This window comes from Jatrophihabitans sp. (assembly GCF_051960575.1).
Classification (GTDB): domain Bacteria; phylum Actinomycetota; class Actinomycetes; order Mycobacteriales; family Jatrophihabitantaceae; genus JBQCEE01.
The window spans coordinates 19,379-34,636 of the sequence record NZ_JBQCEE010000131.1 but is presented as its reverse complement, the minus strand read 5'-3'; the positions used below and the strand labels follow the sequence as shown (position 1 = coordinate 34,636).

The window sequence follows — 15,258 nt, the reverse complement described above, 5'->3', positions numbered from 1 at the left end:
GGGATCGCGGCGGCGACGGTGCTGGCGGAGGCGGACTGATGGGCGGCGCGAGCTCATGGGCGGCGCGAGCTGATGGGCGGCGCGAGCTGATGGGCGGCGCGGACTGATGCGGGGCACGTACTCGGTGGCGCAGATCCGCGAGGCGGAGGCGTCGCTGATGGCGACGATGCCCGAGGGCGCGCTGATGCAGCGCGCGGCGTCGGCGCTGGCCGTCGAGTGCGCGCGCGTGCTCGGCCGGGTCTACGGCGCGCGGGTCGTGCTGCTCGTCGGCGGCGGCAACAACGGCGGCGACGCGCTGTACGCCGGCGCGCGGCTGGCGCGGCGGGGTGCTGCGGTGTCGGCGATGCTGCTGTCGCCCGGGCGGGCGCACGCCGAGGGGCTGGCGGCGCTGCGCGCGGCGGGCGGACGGGTGGTGCCGTCGTCCGCCGCGGTCGTGGCGCAGGCCGATCTCGTCGTCGACGGCATCGTCGGCATCGGTGGCTCGCCGGGGCTGCGTGGTGAGGCGGTCGGGCTGACGGCGGCGGCGCGGGCGGTGCCGACCGTGGCCGTCGACCTGCCGTCGGGCATCGACGCCGACACCGGCGAGGCGGGCGCGGACGTCGTGCACGCCGACGTGACGGTGACGTTCGGGGCGCTGAAGGCGGGGCTCGTCGCCGGCGACGGGCCGCAGTACGCCGGTGAGGTGCACGTCGTCGACATCGGCCTGTCGCTGCCGGAGCCGTCGGTGCGGGTGCTCGAGGCGGCGGACGTCGCGGCGCTGCTGCCGGTGCCGGGGTTCGCCGACGACAAGTACACGCGCGGCGTGATCGGCGTCGTGGCCGGGTCGTCGGCGTACGGCGGTGCGGGCGTGTTGTGCACGGGGTCGGCGGCGGTCGGTGGCGCGGGGTTCGTGCGGTACGCGGGGTCGGCGCCGGACGCGATCCGGGCGCGGTACCCCGAGGTGGTCGTGCAGTCGGGCACGCCGCTCGGTGAGCTGCGGGTGCAGGCGTGGACCGTCGGGCCAGGCATCGGCACCGACGGCGCGGCCCTCGGGCTGGTGCGCGAGGCACTGGCCACCGACGTGCCGGTGCTGCTGGACGCGGACGCGATCACCGTCGTGGCGCAGGACGACGCGCTGCGCTCGGCGCTGGGCGGCCGCTCGGCACCGGTGGTCGTCACGCCGCACGACCGCGAGTTCGAGCGGCTCGTCGGGTCGGCGCCGGGGGCCGACCGCGTCGGGGCGGCGCGGGCCGCTGCGGCGGAGCTCGGCGTCGTCGTGCTGCTCCAGGGCAATGCGACGGTCGTCGCCGCGCCCGACGGCCCGGTGTTCGTGAACCCGCCCGGCACGCCGTGGCTCGGCACCGCCGGCAGCGGGGACGTGCTGAGCGGGCTGATCGGCTCGCTGCTCGCGTCCGGACTCGATGCGCCGGTCGCCGCGGCGGTCGGCGCGTACGTGCACGGCGTGGCGGGGCAACTCGCCGCGGCGGACGGACCGCCCACCTCACTGGACGTGCTGAACGCCGTGCGTCCGGCCCTCGCGACCGTCGCCCGCACCCGCTGAGCCGGCTCCCGCGCCGGGTGACGGATCCGGAGGTCGAGTGACGGCACGACACGCCATCACCCGAGCGGCCGATCCGTCACCCGAAGCGTGCATCCGTCACCCTGCGCCGGACGCGTCGTCCGATGGGCGAGACTAGGCACGTGCTGCGCACCGAAGCCGTCATCGACCTCGCCGCGATCAAGGGCAACGTCGCTTCGCTGAAGGCGCGGACGTCGGCCGAGGTGATGGCCGTCGTCAAGGCCGACGGGTACGGGCACGGGCTGCTGCCCGCCGCCACGGCCGCCCTCGCCGGCGGCGCCACCTGGCTCGGCACCGCGATCGTCGACGAGGCGGTCGCCCTGCGCCGCTCCGGCATCGGCGCGCGCCTGCTGTCGTGGCTCTGGACCCCCGAGGAGATCGCGACGGTGCACGCCGCCGTCGAGCACGACGTCGACCTGTCGGTGTCGAGCCGCTGGCAGCTGGACGCGGTGGTCGAGCAGGCCCGCACGCTCGGCCGCACCGCCCGCGTGCACCTGAAGATCGACACCGGGTTGTCGCGCAACGGCTGCTACGTCGACGACTGGCCCGACCTGGTCGCGGCGGTCGCGAAGTCGGAAGCGGCGGGCGAGATCGAGGCGGTCGGCGTCTGGAGCCACTTCGCCTACGCCGACGCGCCGGGCCACCCGACGATCGCGAAGCAGATCGACGCCTTCACCGCGGCCGTCGGCGTCGCCGAGCACGCGGGGCTGCGGCCGAGCGTGCGGCACCTCGCGAACTCCGCCGCCACGCTCACGCTGCCCGAGGCGCACTTCGACCTCGTGCGGCCGGGCATCGCCGTCTACGGGCTGTCGCCCGTCGACGAGCAGTTCGACCTCGTGCCTGCGATGACGCTGCGCGCGGCCGCTGCACTGGTGAAGCGGGTGCACGCCGGCGAGGGCGTCTCGTACGGGCACGAGTACACGACCACGCGCGACACGACCCTCGTGCTCGTGCCGCTCGGGTACGCCGACGGGGTGCCACGGCACGCGTCGTCCAAGGGGCCGGTCTGGATCAACGGCGAGCGCTTCACCCTGGCCGGGCGGGTCTGCATGGACCAGGTCATCGTCGATGTCGGCGACCTGCCGGTGTCGGCGGGCGACCCCGTCGTCCTGTTCGGCAGCGGACGCGAGGGCGAGCCCACCGCGCAGGACTGGGCCGACGCCGTCGGCACCATCCACTACGAGATCGTCACCCGCATCGGCCCGCGGGTGAGCCGGGTGTACGTCGGCGGTGACGCGTGACCGGGCCGATGCACGGCCCGGGTCGTCCGGTGCGACCGCACGTCGACCTCGCGCTCGCGCCGCTGCGGCTGCCGACGGTGACCGACACGCAGGACTTCGGCGCACGGCTCGCGAGCGTGCTGCGTGCTGGCGACCTCGTCGTGCTGACCGGCCCGCTCGGTGCGGGCAAGACGGCGCTCGTGCAGGGGATCGGCCGGGGTCTCGGGGTCGGCGGGCGCATCGCGTCCCCGACGTTCGTCATCGCCCGCGTGCACCCGGGCCCACTGCCGCTGGTGCACGTGGACGCGTACCGCATCGGCTCGCTCACCGAGGTCGACGACCTCGACCTCGACTACGACGCGGCCGACGTGGTGACCGTCGTCGAGTGGGGCGCCGGGCTGGTCGAGCAGGTGAACGACGAGCGGCTCGAGATCGTCCTCGAGCGGGCCGACGACGACGTGCGCACCGCGACGCTGCGTCCCCACGGCGGCGACTGGGCCGCCCGCCTCACCGGCCTGCTCACCGGCTGATGGGCCGCGTCCGGCTGCGTGGGTGACGCACCGCAAGATCGGGTGACGAGTCCGAAGATCCGGAGACGGCGAAATCGCCGTCACCCGGCGGCCCGATCCGTCACCGGACGGCGGGGTCCGTCACGCCGGCGCCGCACTCGTCACCCGACGGGGCGAGCGTGCGGATTAGGCTCGGTCATCGTGCTCGTCCTCGCGCTCGACACGTCCACCGCGGCGATCTCCGTCGCCCTCGCCGAGGTGTCCGGCGGCACCGTCACGCCGCGCGCCCAGCGGCAGGAGGTCAACGCGAAGGGGCACGGCGAGCTGCTGAGCCCGACCATCGCCGCCACCCTGCAGGACGCAGGCGCCGCTGCCACCGACGTCGGCGCGATCGTCGCCGGCATCGGTCCCGGCCCGTACACCGGCCTGCGCGTCGGGCTGGTCACCGCCGCCGCGCTCGGCGACGCGCTCGGCGTGCCCACCTACGGCGTCTGCTCGCTCGACGGCATCCGCCCGACCACCGAGGGCGACTACCTCGTCCTCACCGACGCCCGGCGGCGCGAGGTCTACTGGGCGCGCTACGACGCGGCGGGGGAGCGCACCGGCGGTCCGGACGTCGCCGCACCCGGCGCCGTGCCACTCGACGGTCTCACCGCGATCGCCGGCGCCGGCGCGCGGATTTACGCCGACGTCCTCGCCGGACCGGCGCTGCTCGACGCCGACTTCCCCGACCCGCTCGTGCTCGTCCACCGCGCGCTCGACCGCCTCGGCAGCGGGGCGCCGGGCGAGGCGCTCGTGCCGCTCTACCTCCGCCACCCGGACGCGGTCGTGCCCGGCGTCCCGAAGACGGTCACCGCCCGCCCGTGACCGCTCGCATCGTGCCCATGACCCGCGCGCACATCGACGCGCTCATGCCCTACGAGCACGAGATGTTCGGCACCGAGGCGTGGTCGTACGCGAGCTACCGCGACGAGCTCGCCGACAAGCGCTTCCGTGCGTATTACGCAGCCGAGGACACGACCGACGGTCGCGACGGCGACCTGCTCGGCTGGGCCGGGGTCATGGTCGTCGGTGACACCGCCCAGGTGCTCACGGTCGGCGTCGTGCCGGCCGCCCGGCGCCGGGGGATCGGCCAGCAGTTGCTCGACACGCTGCTCGACGAGGCACGCCGGCGCGGCGCCGAGCAGACGGTGCTCGAGGTGCGGGTCGACAACGAGCCGGCGCTCGCGCTGTACCGCCGCAACGGCTTCGCCGACCTGCGCGTCCGCCGCGGCTACTACGCCAACGGACGCGTCGACGCCCTGGAGATGCAGCGTGCCCTCTGACGGCACCGCCCGCACCGTCATGTGGGAGGCGAAGGCCGAGGCCGGCCGCGAGGACGAGCTGCTCGCATTCGTCCTGGCCGAGGCACCGCCGGACGCCGACGTCTACCGCAGCCGCGACCAGCGGGTGGTCGTCATCGACCGCACCGGACGCGGCCTGCCGGAGCCTCCCGCCGGCCTGCTCGCCCGCCCCGCCCACGTCTGGCGCTTCGACCCGGTGCCGCGTCCCGACTGACATCGATCGGTCGAGGTGTGACCGCCGTGAAGCGCGGTTGCGCCGCCGCCCGTTGCACCGCACAGTGCAGGCCATGAACCAGCCCGAGACGTCGATCCCCGACCGGCCGTCGTCACGGTCCGGTCTGCCCGCCGTACCCGCCGACCCTGCACGCCTGCTGCGCCGTGTGGTCCGCACCGCCCAGAACGTCGCCGAGGTCGTCCGCTTCGGCGGCCTCGAGACCGAGGACGAGAGCTCGCCGTACACCGTCGAGGCCGAGCAGTTGAACTACCGGCTGCGGCACTACTTCGCCGACGACGTGCCGGCCGGCGCGCCGCCGATCATCCTGGTGCCGCCGCTCATGGTCACCACCGAGGTCTGGGACGTCTCGCAGGACACCTCCGCCGTCGCCGCGCTGCACCGGGTCGGCGCCGACCCGTGGGTGGTCGACTTCGGCCGCCCCGACCACGAGCCCGGCGGCCTCAAGCGCACGCTCACCGACCACGTGCTCGCCGTCAGCGACGCCATCGAGCGCGTCACCAAGGCCACCGGCCAGAAAGTGATCCTCGCCGGCTACTCGCAGGGCGGCATGTTCGCCTACCAGACCGCCGCGTTCCGCCGCGGCGACGACATCGACTCGCTCATCACCTTCGGCTCGCCGGTCGACACCCGCGCGCCGCTGCCCGTGCCGATCGCGCCCGAGAAGGTCGCGCGGCTGGCGAACGAGGTCGTCGAGAGCGGTCTGCTCGCACACGTCTCGATGCCGGGCTGGGTGGCCCGCACCGGCTTCAAGATGCTCACCCCGGCCAAGAGCCTGCAGGCGCGGGTGAAGTTCCTGCTGGCCCTGCACGACCGCGACGCGCTGCTGCCGCGCGAGCGCCAGCGCCGCTTCCTCGACAACGAGGGCTGGACGGCGTACTCGGGCCCGGCCATCGCCGAACTGCTCGAGCAGTTCGTCACCCACAACCGCATGCTGGTCGGCGGCTTCGTCATCGACGACCGGCTGGTGACGCTCGCCGACATCGACCTGCCGATCCTGACCTTCGTCGGCATCAAGGACACCATCGGCCACCCCGATGCCGTCCGCGCGATCCGCCAGGCCGCGCCGCGCGCGCAGGTCTACGAGGTCACGCTCAACGCCGGCCACTTCGGCCTGGTCGTCGGCTCGGCCGCCACCAACTTCTCGTGGCCCGCCGTCGCCGACTGGGTGCAGTGGCGCCGCGATGGCGGCGAGCTGCCGGCGTCGATCCGCCCGGCCGAGACGGTCGACGAGCAGGCGCCGCCGCTCAGCGCCGGCGCGGTGATGGCCGCTCAGGTCGCCGAGGTCGGCCTCGGTGCCGGCCGCTTCGCGCTCGACTCGACCCGCCGCGTCGTGCGGCTGGCGCGCAGCATCGCGACCGAGGCGCCGGTGCAGCTGCCCCGCCTCACCCGCATCGAGCAGCTCGACCCGCGCACCCGCATCTCGCTCGGCCAGCTGCTAGACGAGCAGGCCCGGCGCTCGGCCGAGGACATCTGCTTCCTCTTCGCCGACCGGGCCTACCGCCAGGGCGAGGTGAAGCACCGTGTCGACAGCGTCGTGCGTGGCCTCATCTCGGTCGGTGTGCGGCAGGGCGACCGCGTCGGCGTGCTGATGGAGACGCGGCCCAGCGCCGTCGCGGTGCTGGCGGCGCTGAGCCGGCTCGGCGCCACCGCCGTGCTGCTGCGTCCCGACGGCGACCCGGCCCGCGAGGCCGAGCTCGGCGGCATCACCTGGGTGGTCTCCGACCCCGAGCACGTCGGCCTCGCCGACACGATCACGGGTGTGCGCTGGGCCGTGCTCGGCGGCGGCGCGCCCGCGGCCGATGCCGCCGACGCCCGCGAGCTGCACCCCGACGTCATCGACATGGAGCGGATCGACCCCGCGACCGTGACGCTGCCCGCCTGGTACACGCCCAACCCGCACCGCGCCGGTGACGTCGCGTTCGTGCTGTTCACCGGTGAGGGCGCCGGGACGAAGGCGCTGCCGATCACCAACCGGCGCTGGGCGCTGTCGGCGCTCGGCACCGCGTCGGCCGCCGCCCTCAAGCCCGGCCACACCGTCTACTGCACCACGCCGATCTACCACTCGTCGTGCCTGCTCATGTCGATCGGCGGGGCGGTCGCGTCCGGCGCCCGCTTCGCGCTCGGCCACGACGGCGACCCGGCGACCTTCTGGGACGAGGTGCGGCGCTACGGCGCCACGCACGTCAGCTACACCTGGACCTCGCTGCGCCGCGTCGTCGACGCCCCGCCGAACCCGGCCGAGCGCAGCCACCCGATCCAGATGTTCCTGGGCTCGGGCATGCCGCGGAACCTCTGGCGCCGCACCGCCGCCCGCTTCCCTGACGCGAAGGTGCTGGAGTTCTACGCGTCCGCCGAGGGCGAGACGATCCTGGTCAACCTCACCGGACGCACTCCCGGCTCGATGGGGCGGCCGCTGCCCGGCACCGCCGAGGTGCGGGTGGCCCGCTACGACCTGCGCAAGCGGCAGCTCAAGCTCGGCGCCGACGGGCTCGCGCGCGAATGCGCCACCGACGAGGTCGGGCTGCTGCTCGCCCGCGTCGACCCGAACGACGCCGGCGCCGGCACCGCGCTGCGCAGCGTCTTCGAGGCGGGCGACGCCTGGCAGTCGACCGACGACCTGTTCCTGCGCGACGACCACGACGACCTCTGGCTCGCCGGCTCGGTGCCCGAGGTGCTGCTGACGTCCGACGGCGCCGTGCTGCCCGCCGGCGCGCGGTTCGCGCTCGGCTCGATCCCCGGCGTCGACCTCGTCGTCGCCTACGGCGTCGACGACCCCGAGCGCGGCGAGCCGGTGCTCGTCGGCGCCGCGACCCTGCGTCCGGGGGCCTCGCTCGACACCGCCGCGCTCGAGGCCGCGGTCGACAAGCTGCCGGTGTCGCAGCGCCCGCACTACGTGCAGATCGTGGACGAGATCCCGGTGACGACGTGGTCGCGGCCGATGTGGCGGCCGCTGCAGCAGCAGGGCGTGCCGTCGCCCGAGCACGCCGTCGCCGTCTGGCGGCTGCGCGACGACCGCGCGCACTACGAGCAGCTGGTGGCCGCGCCGGCCGAGGGGTGAGCCGGGGCGCGTCCCTGTCACCGGTGGCGGTATCAGGGGCGCGCCGCCACACTCCTGCGCAGAGGACATCGGGCTCGAGAGGGACGCGCATGCGGGTGTGGACGGTCGTCGCGGCGGTGTCGGCGACGGTGCTGCTGGTCGGCTGCTCGTCGACCGAGGCGGGCACCGGGTCGGGTTCGGGCGGCGTGTCCGGTGCCTCGGCCGCGCCGAGCTCGGTCGTCGGCGGCTTCGGCGGGCTGTCGGCCCAGCCGGACAGCGGCGCACCGTCCAGCGCGCCCCCGTCCTCGCCGTCGTCGAGCGCCTCGCACCCGCCGTCGGCGAGCTCGTCGGCCGGCAGCCCGTCGGCGCACGGCTCGTCGTCCGCCTCCGCACCGAGCGGCGGCGACTGGACGCAGGGGGTCGACTGGGCGTCGTTGCCGCATCCCGACCTCGACTGCTCCCACGCGTCCGGGCACGGAGCGATCGAGAACCTCAAGGTCGTGAAGGCCGACGTCACCGGCGACGGCAGCATCGACGCGATCGTTCGCGAGCAGTGCCAACACGACGCGAGCGAGTGGCCGGACAGCGTCTACGTCTACTCCCACGCCGGCGCCGCGGTCACCCTCGCGGGCACGCTGCTGCGCCAGTCCGACGACAGCTACGCGACGAAGATCGTCCCCGGCAACCGGTCGGTCACGCTCACCACCCAGACCTGGAGCAGCTCGGCAGCCGGCTGCTGCCCCGACCTCACCTACCGCACCGTCTTCAGCTGGACGGGGAGCGGCTTCAGCGCCGGCCCGCGCACCGACGTGCTGCACCCGTGCACGGGTGCGGCGAGCGACTCGCTGCCGGTGACCACGCACGACCTCGGCGGTGCCGCCGGGCACGCCGGCATCGTGCTCGTCTTCACCAACGACTCGCCGCAGGCGTGCACGCTCACCGGCTACCCAGGGGTCGACGCCGACTTCAGCGGCGGCGGAACCGTGCACGCCACCCGCACCCTGAGCGGGTACATGGGAGGCCCGGGCCACGTGAGCACCGTGACGCTCGCGGCCGGCGGCACCGCGTCCGCCCGGATCGAGTGGACGACCGTGCCGACCGGCAGCGAGGACTGCTCGAGCAGCTCGACCGACATCCAGGTCACCGCGCCGAACACGAGCGACACGCAGACCGTCGACCAGGCCGTGGGCGCATGCTCGCTGCAGGTGCACCCGGTCGTGGCGGGCTCCGACGGCTGACGCAACGGATCGCCGCACCGCCGTGTCAGTGCAGGTGTGGAGATGGTCGTGAGCGACGCGGGGTGGCCCGAGCCCGAGGTGGACTTCACCTCGTTCGTGCGGGCCAACACGGCCGCGCTGCTGCGCACCGCGTACCTGCTCACCGGTTCGTCCGGCGCGGCGGAAGAACTGGTGCAGGAGACGCTGGTGCGGCTCTACCCGCAGTGGCACCGGGTCGAGGCGGCCGACGTGCCGCTGGCCTACGTGCGCCGCTCGGTCACCAACACCTTCCTCAACCAGCGGCGCGGGGGTGCCGCGCGGCACGAGGTCGTCACCGACCTCGTGCCCGACCGGCCCGTCGCCCGCAGCGCCGCGGACGAACTGGCCGACCGCGACCACGTCTGGCGGTTGCTGCAGACGCTCGCCGGCCGGCAGCGGGCCGCGCTCGTGCTGCGCTACTACGACGGGCTGGACGACGACGAGATCGCCGCCGCCCTCGGCTGCCGCCCGGGCACGGTGCGCAGCCTGCTGAGCCGGGGGTTGGCCGCCCTGCGCGCCGACCTCGGCCGCCCCGACCTGCACCCCGGGAGGACGTCATGAGCACCGACGAGGAGCGCACCCTGCGGGCGTCGCTCGAGCGGCAGGCCCAGCGGGCCCCCCGGCCCGAGCCGGTCGTCGACCGCATCCTGACCGCCGTCACGCAGCCCGCGCGGCCGAGCAGCCGCTCGTGGCGCACCTGGGCGCTGCCCGTGCTCGCCGCGGCCGCCGTTGCGGGCGTCGTGGTCGGGGTGAGCCTGACCGGGTCGTCGTCGCCTCGGGCGAACCCGAACGACCCGGCGGTGTCGCGGTCCGTCGCGCCGAGCCCGAGCGTGTCGTCGTCGTCGACGGCGCCGTCGCCCGCACCGTCGACGACCTCGTCCGCGACGTCGGCCGCGCCGCCGCCCGACACGTCGACCCTGCACCACTTCCGTGCGGTCGACCTGTCCTTCGTCGGCACCGCCGACGGCTGGGCGCTCGGGCTGGCCGACTGCGTGCAGGGCACCGGCCGGTGCACCGCGATGGAGCGGACGACCGACGGCGGCGCGACGTGGCACAGCATCACCGGGCCGCCGGCGAACATCGAGGCGCCGCTCGGGTCGGGCCTGCCCGATTGCGTGCAGCCCTGCGTCGGCTCGGTGCGCTTCGCGACCGCGTCGGTCGGGTACGCGTTCGGACGCTCGGCGCTGTTCCTGACCACCGACGGCGGCACGACGTGGCGGCAGCAGCCCGGTGGCGCCGACGCGCTCGAGACGGCCGACGGCAACGTCATCCGGATCGTGTCCGACGGCACCGGCTGCCCCGGGCCGTGCAAGGTGCGGGCCGAGCTCGCGCCCGTCGGCGGGTCGACGTGGACGACGGTGCCGATCGCGAAGGGCGACCTCGACGTCGCCTCGCTCGCGTTCACCCGCACCTTCTCGGACGCGTACCTGCTCGCCATGCGCAACCCGGCGGGCGGCGCGCAGGACGCGACGTCGACGCTGTACGGCACCCACGACGACGGACGCACCTGGAGGTCCTACGGCGAGCCGTGCACCTCGCTCGGCGCCGGCACCGAGTACGACAGCACCGCCATCGCCACCACCGCCGACGGCACGCTCGTCGTCGGCTGCAGCGGCCGCGGGTTCGCCAAGGACGTGCTGATCGAGCTGCGCTCAGGCGCCGGCGCGTTCAGCACGCCGATCGGCGGCAACATCGGCTCGACGATCACGCTGGTGGCGGGCGCGACGGCCGACCACGTCCTCGCGCAGGGCGACTTCCTCGTCGCCGAGACGGCGGGCGTGCAGCGGCCGGTCGTGTTCGGCGCCGACCCGCACTCGCCGCAGCCCGCGATCACCTGGCTCGGCTTCGAGAACACCACGACCGGCCACGCCCTCAGCGGCGGCGGCGCGCGGGTGTGGACGACCACCGACGCCGGGACCACCTGGTCGCCGTTCGACTTCCCGGCATGACCCGCCCGGACTGACCGGCGCGCCGAGGACGGACCGGCGCGTCGAGGACAAACCGGCGTGCCGAGGTATCACCGGCCGCCCGCCCGCACTCCTGCCGCGCGGACCGAACCTCGAGGAGCCTGCCGTGAACCGTCTCGTCCCGCTCACCATGATGGCCGTCGCCACCGTCGCCGGCGGCGTGCTCGTCTTCCACGCCGAGTCGGCGTCGGCGACGACGTCGGCCTGCACCGGCCCGCACCTGCACGTCGCCGTCACCCAGGCCGACGGCGCTACCGGCCACGGGTCGCTCGTCGTGCAGTTCGAGAACGTCGGCACGCAGGCGTGCACGCTCACCGGCTACCCGGGCCTCGACGCGCTCGGCCCGCACGGCGGCGTGCTCGCGCACGCGAGGCGCACCGTCTCGGGCTTCGCCGGCGGCAGCAGCCACGGCGTCCGCACCGTCACGGTGCGGCCGGACCACTGGGCGTCGGCCACCGTCGAGTGGCTGAACTTCGACCCGGTGACCGCCGGCGACTGCCGGTTCTCGGCCTCGATCGCCACCACGCCGCCCAACACCGCGAAGACCGTGCACCGTGCGCGGTCGGTCAGCGTGTGCGACCTGCAGGTGCACCCGGCGGTGGCCGGGCGGTCCGGGCGCGGCTGAGCTTCCAGGCGTCCCGGCACCCTGTCGTTGAGGATTGGCACTCGCCGCGTTAGAGTGCCAACTGGATCGGCTGACACCGCGACGGCAGCCGCCATCACAAGCGAACAGACCACTGGCACGCCCAGAAGGAGATCCACCGTGACCGCCACCAAGGTCAGCATCAAGCCGCTCGAGGACCGCATCGTCGTCCAGGCGAACGAGGCCGAGACCACCACCGCGTCCGGCATCGTCATCCCCGACACGGCCAAGGAGAAGCCGCAGGAGGGCACCGTCCTCGCCGTCGGCCCGGGCCGCATCGACGACAAGGGCAACCGCGTCCCGCTCGACGTCAACGTCGGCGACACCGTCCTGTACAGCAAGTACGGCGGCACCGAGGTCAAGTACGCCGGCGAGGAGTACCTCGTGCTCTCGGCGCGCGACGTCCTGGCGATCATCGAGAAGTAGCCGATCAGCAACGGCGCCCCGGACTGCACCCGCAGCCGGGGCGTCCGTCTGCTCGCGCCGCGACCGGCGCCCCCGCGTCCCGCATCTCGTGACGGATCCCCGAACGGGTGACGGATCTCGGATGTGGTGACGGCAGTTACCGCCGTCACGAGATCGCAGAGCCGTCACCAGATCGCTGATCCGTCACGAGATCGCGGACCCGTCACGAGATGGGTGGACGCGGCACGCCGGTCACCGGCGCTCCAGCCCCACGAAAGGAAGCTTCATGGCGAAGATCGTCAGTTTCGACGAGCACGCCCGGCGCGCGCTCGAGCGCGGCGTCGACCAGTTGGCGAGCGCGGTCAAGGTGACCATCGGCCCGAAGGGCCGCAACGTCGTGCTCGCGAAGAGCTTCGGCGCGCCGACCATCACCAACGACGGCGTCACCATCGCCCGCGAGATCGAGCTGGTCGACCCGTACGAGAACCTCGGCGCCCAGCTGGTCAAGTCGGTCGCGACCAAGACCAACGACGTCGCGGGCGACGGCACCACCACGGCCACCGTGCTGGCGCAGGCGCTGGTGAACGCGGGCCTCAAGAACGTTGCCGCGGGCGCGAACCCCGGCTCGCTCAAGCGCGGCATCGACGCCGCCGTCGACGCGGTCTGCGCCGCGCTCGACGCGGCCGCCACCCCGGTCGAGGGCGAGCAGAGCGTGGCGCACGTGGCCACCATCTCGGCCCAGGACGCCACCATCGGCGCGCTCATCGCCGAGGCGTTCAGCAAGGTCGGTAAGGACGGCGTCATCACCGTCGAGGAATCGCAGACGATGACGACCGAGCTCGAGTTCACCGAGGGCATGCAGTTCGACAAGGGCTACATCAGCCCGTACTTCGTCACCGACGCGGACGCGAGCGAGACCGTCCTCGACGACCCGTACCTCCTCATCACGACGCAGAAGATCAGCTCGATCGCCGACCTGCTGCCCGTGCTCGAGAAGGTCGTCCAGGCCGGCAAGCCGCTCGTGATCATCGCCGAGGACGTCGAGGGCGAGGCGCTGTCGACGCTGGTCGTGAACGCGATCCGCAAGACCTTCACCGCCGTCGCGGTCAAGGCGCCGTTCTTCGGTGACCGCCGCAAGGCGTTCCTGCAGGACCTCGCCATCGTCACCGGCGCCCAGGTCATCGCCCCCGAGGTCGGCCTCAAGCTCGACCAGGTCGGGCTCGAGGTGCTCGGCACCGCCGGCCGCGTCGTCGTCACCAAGGACACCACCACGGTGACGCACGGCGCCGGGACGGCGGACGAGATCGCCGACCGGGTCGCCCAGATCCGTCGCGAGATCACCGAGACCGACAGCGACTGGGACCGCGAGAAGCTGCAGGAGCGGCTGGCCAAGCTGGCCGGCGGCGTCGGCGTCATCAAGGTCGGCGCGGCCACCGAGGTCGAGCTCAAGGAGCGCAAGCACCGCATCGAGGACGCCATCGCGGCCACCCGTGCGGCGGCCGAGGAGGGCATCATCGCCGGCGGCGGCACCGCCCTCGTCCAGGCCCGGAAGTCGCTCGAGAACCTCGGTCTCACGGGCGACGAGGCGACCGGTGTCGCCGTCGTGCGCGCCGCGCTCGCCGAGCCGCTGCGCTGGATCGCCAACAACGCGGGCGAAGAGGGCTACGTCGTCGTCGCCAAGGTCGAGGAGCTCCCGACCAACCACGGCCTGAACGCGGCCACCGGCACCTACGGCGACCTGCTCGCCGACGGTGTCGTCGACCCGGTCAAGGTGACGAAGGCGGCGCTGTCGAACGCGGCGTCGGTCGCCTCGCTGCTGCTCACCACGCAGAGCGCGATCGTCGAGAAGCCCGAGGAGCAGCACGACCACGACCACGGGCACGGTCACTCGCACTCCCACGGCGGCCACGGCCACAGCCACTCGCACGGCCCCGGCTTCTAGTCCGGACAGTCGAACGCCCCCACCCGCAGCAGCGGGAGGGGGCGTTCGTCGTCCCGGACGATGCAAAACCCCCCGGTGTGGCTCGTTCTCGACACCGAAAAAGAGCCAGACCAGGGGGTTTGCGGACGTGTGCCGACGGACGTCGTGCGCGAGCCGGTACCCGCGCGGCGGGTCAGGCGGTGCGGCGGCCGGCGCGGAGCAGCTCGTCGCGCTCCTCCGGCGAGGTGCCGCCCCAGACACCGTACGGCTCACGGGCGGCGAGGGCCCAGCGCAGGCAGGGCTCGACGACCGGGCAGCCGGCGCAGACGGCCTTCGCCTGCAGTTCGCGGCGGACGCGGGACGGGCCGCGCTCGTTCTCGGGGTGGTAGAAGGTCGCGGTGTCGGTTCCACGACACTTCGCGCGCATCTGCCACTCCCAATCCCCTTCGCGCAGTGGGGGCAGGCGCCGCAGTTCGGCCATGACGTTCCTCCGGGACGGTGACTGCGTTCCGTCGCAGTCCGTGCACCGGGACTAAAGACCGACTGAGCAAAAGGTGACGCGCCGTGTGCGAGTTATCGAGGTCACACCGCGCGCCAGCCCCACGAACGGTGCGAATGCGCTACTCGACGCGGGCCGAACGCACGAAACCCGCTGCTCGGGCCCGTCCGACGATGTCGGGACGAGCCGGAACAGCGGGTTCCGCTCGGTGTGAGCCGTCAGTGGCGCTTGGTCAGCGCGTTCACGGCGTCGGTGTAGCCGCGGGCGTAGTCCCAGCTGACGTAGGCGTCCTGGTCGGGCGCGAAGGCCGGCTCGTGGACGGAGGTGCGGCCCTCGCCGAGCAGGGCGCGCAGGTTGCTGGCCATGAGGTCCCAGCTGAAGAAGTGCTGCTCGCCGCAGTCACCGCAGTCGACGGTGATGCCGTGCACGCCCTGGGACGAGAGCACGGCGCGGAACTCGGCCAGCTCGGCGAGGTCGGCGAGCACGTCCTCGCGCTCGTCCTCGCTCAGCGGCTGCGACGGCTCGTGGTCGTCGAGCAGGGACGCCGGGTCGTTCGGGTCGTCGAGGAAGGGGTCCAGCGGACCGTCGTCGAGATTCATGCCCTGCCCCCGCAGTGAGTCACACGTACACGGTAAGCGTTGGCGTGGCCTCCGTGCCATCCATTC

At 73.8% G+C, this 15,258-nt stretch carries 15 protein-coding genes; 13 read left to right on the top strand and 2 right to left on the bottom strand.

Annotated features, from left to right (window positions below; genetic code table 11):
- The first annotated feature begins 106 nt into the window (after window positions 1-106).
- The 13 genes from ACTHMS_RS07210 to groL all read left to right on the top strand — a co-directional run bounded on the left by ACTHMS_RS07210 (window position 107) and on the right by groL (window position 14,115).
- Complete coding sequence (locus ACTHMS_RS07210) at window positions 107-1,540, top strand: NAD(P)H-hydrate dehydratase (RefSeq protein WP_440305990.1); 1,434 nt, start codon at window positions 107-109, stop codon at window positions 1,538-1,540.
- 140 nt (window positions 1,541-1,680) lie between these two features.
- Window positions 1,681-2,799 (top strand): alanine racemase, encoded by a 1,119-nt coding sequence (alr, locus tag ACTHMS_RS07205; RefSeq protein WP_440305989.1) that lies wholly within the window; start codon window positions 1,681-1,683, stop codon window positions 2,797-2,799.
- Between the two features lie 8 nt (window positions 2,800-2,807).
- The gene (tsaE, locus tag ACTHMS_RS07200) at window positions 2,808-3,308 is read left to right on the top strand and encodes a tRNA (adenosine(37)-N6)-threonylcarbamoyltransferase complex ATPase subunit type 1 TsaE (protein WP_440305991.1); all 501 of its coding nucleotides are present in this window, start codon (window positions 2,808-2,810) and stop codon (window positions 3,306-3,308) included.
- A gap of 180 nt (window positions 3,309-3,488) precedes the next feature.
- On the top strand, window positions 3,489-4,154 hold the full coding sequence (tsaB, locus tag ACTHMS_RS07195) for a tRNA (adenosine(37)-N6)-threonylcarbamoyltransferase complex dimerization subunit type 1 TsaB (RefSeq protein ID WP_440305988.1): 666 nt from the start codon (window positions 3,489-3,491) through the stop codon (window positions 4,152-4,154).
- Window positions 4,151-4,612 carry a ribosomal protein S18-alanine N-acetyltransferase gene (rimI, locus tag ACTHMS_RS07190; protein WP_440305987.1) on the top strand — a complete coding sequence of 154 codons (462 nt, stop codon included), beginning with the start codon at window positions 4,151-4,153 and terminating at the stop codon, window positions 4,610-4,612. Before tsaB ends, rimI begins: the two co-directional genes overlap by 4 nt.
- On the top strand, window positions 4,602-4,844 hold the full coding sequence (locus ACTHMS_RS07185) for a hypothetical protein (protein WP_440305986.1): 243 nt from the start codon (window positions 4,602-4,604) through the stop codon (window positions 4,842-4,844). Before rimI ends, ACTHMS_RS07185 begins: the two co-directional genes overlap by 11 nt.
- 73 nt (window positions 4,845-4,917) lie before the next feature.
- Window positions 4,918-7,923 (top strand): AMP-binding protein, encoded by a 3,006-nt coding sequence (locus ACTHMS_RS07180; RefSeq protein WP_440305985.1) that lies wholly within the window; start codon window positions 4,918-4,920, stop codon window positions 7,921-7,923.
- Window positions 7,924-8,012: 89 nt separating this feature from the next.
- Complete coding sequence (locus tag ACTHMS_RS07175) at window positions 8,013-9,140, top strand: DUF4232 domain-containing protein (protein WP_440305984.1); 1,128 nt, start codon at window positions 8,013-8,015, stop codon at window positions 9,138-9,140.
- Window positions 9,141-9,188: 48 nt separating this feature from the next.
- Window positions 9,189-9,719 (top strand): SigE family RNA polymerase sigma factor, encoded by a 531-nt coding sequence (locus ACTHMS_RS07170; RefSeq protein WP_440305983.1) that lies wholly within the window; start codon window positions 9,189-9,191, stop codon window positions 9,717-9,719.
- Window positions 9,716-11,107, top strand: coding sequence for a WD40/YVTN/BNR-like repeat-containing protein (locus tag ACTHMS_RS07165; protein ID WP_440305982.1), 1,392 nt, complete (start codon window positions 9,716-9,718; stop codon window positions 11,105-11,107). The genes ACTHMS_RS07170 and ACTHMS_RS07165 overlap by 4 nt, the downstream gene beginning before the upstream one ends.
- Window positions 11,108-11,231: 124 nt before the next feature.
- Entirely contained in the window at window positions 11,232-11,750 is a 519-nt protein-coding gene (locus tag ACTHMS_RS07160) for a DUF4232 domain-containing protein (protein ID WP_440305981.1), read from the top strand.
- Window positions 11,751-11,888: 138 nt separating this feature from the next.
- Entirely contained in the window at window positions 11,889-12,194 is a 306-nt protein-coding gene (gene groES, locus ACTHMS_RS07155) for a co-chaperone GroES (RefSeq protein WP_440305980.1), read from the top strand.
- A 265-nt stretch (window positions 12,195-12,459) separates the two neighbouring features.
- Window positions 12,460-14,115: a chaperonin GroEL gene (groL, locus tag ACTHMS_RS07150; protein WP_440305979.1), complete on the top strand. Its 1,656-nt coding sequence runs from the start codon at window positions 12,460-12,462 to the stop codon at window positions 14,113-14,115.
- A 172-nt stretch (window positions 14,116-14,287) separates the two neighbouring features.
- Here the strand turns inward: groL and ACTHMS_RS07145 are convergent, their stop codons facing one another.
- Both ACTHMS_RS07145 and ACTHMS_RS07140 read right to left on the bottom strand, forming a co-directional pair.
- Window positions 14,288-14,575: a WhiB family transcriptional regulator gene (locus tag ACTHMS_RS07145; protein WP_440305978.1), complete on the bottom strand. Its 288-nt coding sequence runs from the start codon at window positions 14,573-14,575 to the stop codon at window positions 14,288-14,290.
- 236 nt (window positions 14,576-14,811) lie between these two features.
- Complete coding sequence (locus ACTHMS_RS07140) at window positions 14,812-15,192, bottom strand: DUF5319 domain-containing protein (RefSeq protein WP_440305977.1); 381 nt, start codon at window positions 15,190-15,192, stop codon at window positions 14,812-14,814.
- Window positions 15,193-15,258 lie beyond the last annotated feature (66 nt).